The organism is Microcella sp. (assembly GCF_033763155.1).
Classification (GTDB): Bacteria; Actinomycetota; Actinomycetes; order Actinomycetales; family Microbacteriaceae; genus Microcella.
Genome location: NZ_JANRKZ010000035.1, coordinates 1 through 2,746, shown reverse-complemented (window position 1 = coordinate 2,746; position 2,746 = coordinate 1). Strand labels below are relative to the sequence as shown.

Below are 2,746 nucleotides of genomic sequence, written 5' to 3'. Positions count from 1 at the left end.
CGCCAAGAACTCGAGGCCCTCTTGCGTGCTGACCTGACGAAAGCCGCCGATGCCGCTGAGCAGGGTGAATCCAACCCAGAGCACGATGGCTCCGGCGACGATGTAGAGGAACGGGCCTCGAACGATGCGCTTGACATTCATGGTTGGCGGGCTGGCGGCCCCGCACCTTTCTGCTGATGGAACGTGCCTGTCAGGCTATCGCGCAGCCCTTGGCAGGTCGTGTACTGTTCGCGGCAGGCGGAGTGCGTTAGCTGGAGTAGACGTGCGGCGCGAGCACGCCGACGGCCCGCAAGTTGCGGTATTTCTCGGCGTAGTCGAGGCCGTAGCCCACGACGAAGGCGGGCGGAATGTCGAAGCCGACGTACTCGACCTCAACCTCGACCTTGGCGGCCTCGGGCTTGCGCAGCAGGGCGAGAATCTTGACGCTCTTCGCGCCCCGCGACTCGAGGTTGGCCCGCAGCCACGCGAGCGTCAGCCCCGAGTCGATGATGTCTTCGACGATGAGCACATCGCGGCCCGCGATCTCGGTGTCGAGGTCTTTGAGAATGCGCACGACACCGCTCGACTGCGTGCTCGCGCCGTAGCTCGACACAGCCATCCAGTCCATCTCGGCGGGCACGGCCAGCTCGCGCGCGAAGTCGGCCATGACCATGACCGCGCCCTTGAGCACGCCGACGAGCAGCGGCGGAGCATCCCCATAATCGGCCTCGACCCGGCGGGCCAGGTCGGCGAGCTTGGCGTGAATCTCTTGCTCGGTGATGAGCACCTCGGTCAGGTCAGAACGGATGTCGTCGACGTCCACGGGGTCTCCTCCGGCGATACGGGCAAAGGGGTGGTCACGCAGGTTCGGCGGCCGCAAACTTGAGGTGGCCGCCGATGCGTTCCACCCTAATGCCGGGCAGATGCACGGGGCCCTGACCATGCCAGTCGGTCGCGAGTCGCGCCACCTCGAGGGTCTGCGTGCGACTGATCGACACCCCAAACTCGCTGCGCGCCACGAGCCGAATGACCCGGTTGCGCAGCGCCGCGGGGTTGGCAGCGAGCCACGCCGCGGGCAGCGAGCACCCACCCTCGGCGAGCTCAACGAGTTCTTCGGCCACCTCATCGACCATCTGATCGAGCGCCTCGGCGTCGTCGCGCGCGATTGCGGCGGTGCGGGCGAGCGCCTCGACGATTCCGGCATCGAGGTGCTTTTCGAGGTGCGGCAGGATGCTGCGCCGCACCCGCACGCGCGCAAAACGCTCATCGTCATTGTGCGGATCGTGCCACGGCTCAAGACCCTGGTCGGCGCAGGCCTGGGCGAGCGCGGCCCGACGCAGCCCGAGCAACGGTCGGCGGTAGAGCCCCGCGACCGCGGCCATGCCCGCGATGCTCAGCGTGCCGCTGCCGCGGGCGAGCCCCAGCAGAACGGTCTCGGCCTGGTCGTCGAGCGAGTGCCCGAGCAGCACGGCGGCGGCACCGAGCCGCACGGCTGCGGATTCGAGCGCGGCGTAGCGCGCCTCGCGTGCCGCACCCTCGGGGCCGCCCTCGCCACCGACGTGCACGCGCTCGACCAGCACGGGCTCGAGCCCGAGCGCTCGCGCCGCCTCTGCCGCGCGCTCGGCCACCTCGGCCGAGCCGGCCTGCAACCCGTGGTCGACAATCACGGCCCCCACGCGCAGCCCGAGCCGCGGAGCCTCAAACCCGGCGGCCGCGGCGAGCGCCAGCGAGTCGGGGCCTCCACTGAGAGCAACAAGAGCGAGCGAACCCTGCGGCAGCCCGACGAGCGACTCGCGCACGGCGCGACGAGAGTCGGCGACCGCGGGGGTGAGCCGCGGGCGTCGGGCGTCAGCCGGGCGCTCGGGGGGCATCCACTAAGGTTAGAGCCGCGCCCGCGGGCGCCACCCACGCCGATTTCTCTCGCACAAAGGAGCACCCTGATGGGCGCCTACCCCGTGATCATCGAAGTGCCGAAGGGCAGCCGCAACAAGTACGAGATCGACCACGAAACCGGTCGCGTCATGCTCGACCGCGTGCTCTTCACGTCGTTCGTCTACCCCACCGACTACGGCTTCTTCGAGAACACCCTCGGCCTTGACGGCGACCCGGTTGACGCGCTCGTGCTCACCGAATACCCGCTGTTTCCGGGCGTGGGCGTGACCGTGCGCCCCGTCGGCGTGTTCAACATGACCGACGACGGCGGCAGCGACGCGAAGGTCATCTGCGTGCTCGCGAAAGACCCGCGCTGGGCGCACATCCAAGATGTTGACGACGTGCCCGAGTTCACGCGCAAAGAGATCGAGCACTTCTTCGAGCACTACAAAGACCTCGAGCCCGGCAAGTGGGTCAAGACCGAGGGCTGGGGCAACGCCGCCGAGGCTGAGGCCATCATTCAGGCGGGCATCGCGGCGTACGTGCCGCCGGCCGGTCACTAACGCGCGAAGACTCGCCGCGCGCTAGGCGCTCGCGGGCTCTCCGGCGCCGCGACGCGACCGCATACTGCTACGCGCTCGGCCGCGCCACCAACCCCACGCGGTCATAACTGCGCACGGGAACGATGCGCACGGGCTTGCCCGGATACGGTGCCTCGATCATGAGTCCGTCGCCGATGTAGAGCGCCACGTGGTACTTCGACGCGCTCGGTGAGCCACCCGAGCTGTAGAAGATCAGGTCGCCCGGCTGCACCTGGCTATAGGGAACGAGCTGACCGCGCGACGACGCCCGCGTGTATTGCGCGCTCGACCCGTGGCCGCCGATCGACAGCCCC

The 2,746-nt window shown here is 69.0% G+C and carries 4 protein-coding genes; 1 reads left to right on the top strand and 3 read right to left on the bottom strand.

Annotated features, from left to right (window positions below):
• Nucleotides 1-247 precede the first annotated feature (247 nt).
• Both hpt and tilS read right to left on the bottom strand, forming a co-directional pair.
• Nucleotides 248-802 carry a hypoxanthine phosphoribosyltransferase gene (hpt, locus tag SFU54_RS01400; RefSeq protein ID WP_319014527.1) on the bottom strand — a complete coding sequence of 185 codons (555 nt, stop codon included), beginning with the start codon at nucleotides 800-802 and terminating at the stop codon, nucleotides 248-250.
• A 34-nt stretch (nucleotides 803-836) separates the two neighbouring features.
• Nucleotides 837-1,850, bottom strand: coding sequence for a tRNA lysidine(34) synthetase TilS (tilS, locus tag SFU54_RS01395; protein WP_319014526.1), 1,014 nt, complete (start codon nucleotides 1,848-1,850; stop codon nucleotides 837-839).
• A gap of 69 nt (nucleotides 1,851-1,919) precedes the next feature.
• On the opposite strand from tilS, the gene SFU54_RS01390 reads away from it, so the two are divergent.
• On the top strand, nucleotides 1,920-2,414 hold the full coding sequence (locus SFU54_RS01390; RefSeq protein ID WP_319014525.1) for an inorganic diphosphatase: 495 nt from the start codon (nucleotides 1,920-1,922) through the stop codon (nucleotides 2,412-2,414).
• A gap of 67 nt (nucleotides 2,415-2,481) precedes the next feature.
• Here the strand turns inward: SFU54_RS01390 and SFU54_RS01385 are convergent.
• On the bottom strand, nucleotides 2,482-2,746 hold a 265-nt coding region (locus tag SFU54_RS01385; protein WP_319014524.1), incomplete at its 5' end, for an NlpC/P60 family protein.